A 2,037-nucleotide genomic window follows, 5' to 3' on the forward strand; every position below is an offset into this window, starting at 1 on the left:
GCAACACGGACTACGCCCGTGACCTCTCGGTCGTCGAGGGACCCGTCGATCACCTCGACCATGCCTCCTACCAGCAGTTCTGGGGCGGCAAGGCGGGCATCGACGCGACGAGGAAGTGGCCCGAGGAGGGCTACACACGCGACGGCGGCTGGCCCGAGATGGTCCTGTCCGACCCCGAGACGGCGGCGAAGGTCGACCGCCGGTGGAAGGAGTACGGGCTGTGAGCAGCGCCTCCGCGGCACTCCCGCAACCGGGACGCACGAAAGCCTTTCTGCGGCTGGTGATGATCGAGCACTCGGTCTTCGCGCTGCCGTTCGCGTACATCGCCGCGCTGACCGCGATGTTCGAGTGGGACAAGAACATCCACTGGGGGCGGCTGCTCCTGGTCACGATCTGCATGGTCGGGCTGCGGACCTTCGCGATGGCGGTCAACCGGATCATCGACCGGGAGATCGACGCGCGGAACCCCCGGACGGCACAGCGCCCGGTGCGATGTCGGTGAAGCACGCCTGGACTGGTGCCCTGGTCGCGGTCGTGGTCTTCCTCGGCTCGGCGGCGCTGCTGAACCCGCTGTGCCTGGCGCTGGCCCCCGTCGCGGTGATCCCGATGGTGGTCTACCCGTACGGCAAGCGGTTCACGAACTTCCCGCAGGCCATCCTGGGTCTCGCCCAGGCGATGGGGCCGGTGGGCGGCTGGCTCGCGATCACCGGCGAGTGGTCCTGGGACGCGGTGCTGCTCGGTCTCGCGGTGGGCATCTGGATCGGCGGGTTCGACCTGATCTACGCCTGCCAGGACGTGGAGACGGACCGGGAGATCGGCGTCATGTCGGTGCCGGCGCGCTTCGGCATTCCCGCGGCGATCTGGGGTGCCCGGGTCTGTCACTTCCTGACGATGTCCCTCCTCATCTGGTACGCCGTCGCCACCGAGGCGGGCGGGTTCTTCTGGGTGGGGCTGATGATCGTCGCGGGTGCGTTCGTGTACGAGCACTCGATCGTGCGGCCGCATGATCTGTCCCGCCTGAACCGGGCGTTCTTCAGCGTCAACGGGTTCATCGGGATTGCCCTGTTCGTGTGCGCGCTGCTGGATCTCCTGGTTCGTGGCCTGACCGTGTAAGTACGGTGCGCCTACCATCGAGGGCAGGACCTCAGGAGGCCACCGTGACTGTCATCTCGGACCTTGACCGCCTGCACTCGCAGCTCAGCAAGCTGGAGGACATGTTCCCCGGCTATCTGACGGAGATTGTCGAGGGCAGCATCGTGATGAACCCGGTCAGGCCGTTCCACGGGAAGACGATCCTCAGGGTGTCAGCCGGCCTTGAGGAGCAGCTGTCACCGGAGTGGGCCTTGGTGAGTGATGTGGCGTTCCCCTTCGACGACGCCAATGAGTTCTGCCCGGACATCGCCGTCATCCCGGCAGAGGCGGAGGCCGAGAACCGCAGCTCTTACCCCGCTGATCTGATCGAGTTCGTAGCTGAGGTGGTGTCGCCGGAGAGCGTGCGTCGTGACTACGAGATCAAGCCGCGCTGGTACGCCTCCCGAGGCATCGCCAACTACGTGATCCTCGATCCGCTGCAGGGCCACGCCGTCGCCATGTGGAACCCAGGACCCGACGGGTACCGAGGCCGCGACACTCTCCCCTACGGCCCCGACCTGGCCGTCGACTCCCCGCTCGGCAAGCTGACGATCCCCACCTCCCGACTCCCCGTCGACCCGAAGGCCCGGCCTCAGACCTGAACCACTCCGCGCCCCACCCGGCGCTTGAACACGAACGCCGCCGCCACCCCCGCCACCAGGCCCAGCAGGTGCCCCTGCCAGCTGACGCCCGACTGCGTGGGCGCCAGACCCACGAGTATGGACGTGCCCCAGACCGCGCCGACCAGCAGCCCCACCAGCACCCCCAGCGGGCGCCGCTCCACGAAGCCGGTGACCAGCAGGTAGCCGAACAGGCCGAAGATCAGGCCCGACGCGCCCGCCGTGTTGGTGTGGGCCGGGGCTATGAGCCAGACGCCCAGGCCGTCGGCCACGATGATCAGGGCGC

2 protein-coding genes and 2 pseudogenes are annotated in these 2,037 nt (G+C 68.0%); 3 read left to right on the top strand and 1 reads right to left on the bottom strand.

Annotated features, from left to right (window positions below; all coding sequences use genetic code 11):
* The 3 genes and pseudogenes from JF597_RS54840 to JF597_RS54850 all read left to right on the top strand — a co-directional run.
* A pseudogene (locus JF597_RS54840) lies at positions 1-224 on the top strand (menaquinone biosynthesis decarboxylase); the annotation flags it as partial.
* Positions 221-1,113: pseudogene (mqnP, locus tag JF597_RS54845) on the top strand (menaquinone biosynthesis prenyltransferase MqnP). The pseudogenes JF597_RS54840 and mqnP, both read left to right, overlap by 4 nt.
* Positions 1,114-1,214: 101 nt before the next feature.
* Positions 1,215-1,733 carry a Uma2 family endonuclease gene (locus JF597_RS54850; protein WP_069762903.1) on the top strand — a complete coding sequence of 173 codons (519 nt, stop codon included), beginning with the start codon at positions 1,215-1,217 and terminating at the stop codon, positions 1,731-1,733.
* Here the strand turns inward: JF597_RS54850 and JF597_RS54855 are convergent.
* A partial coding sequence (locus JF597_RS54855; protein WP_294014679.1) for a rhomboid family intramembrane serine protease occupies positions 1,724-2,037 on the bottom strand: 314 nt, incomplete at its 5' end. The two genes, JF597_RS54850 and JF597_RS54855, sit on opposite strands and share 10 nt — an antisense overlap.

This window comes from Streptomyces sp. (assembly GCF_019510245.1).
Classification (GTDB): domain Bacteria; phylum Actinomycetota; class Actinomycetes; order Streptomycetales; family Streptomycetaceae; genus Streptomyces.

Coding starts and splice junctions, on each gene's coding strand:
- JF597_RS54850 (WP_069762903.1), top strand. CDS start 1,215: ATGTTCCCCGGCTATCTGACGGAGATTGTCGAGGGCAGCATCGTGATG.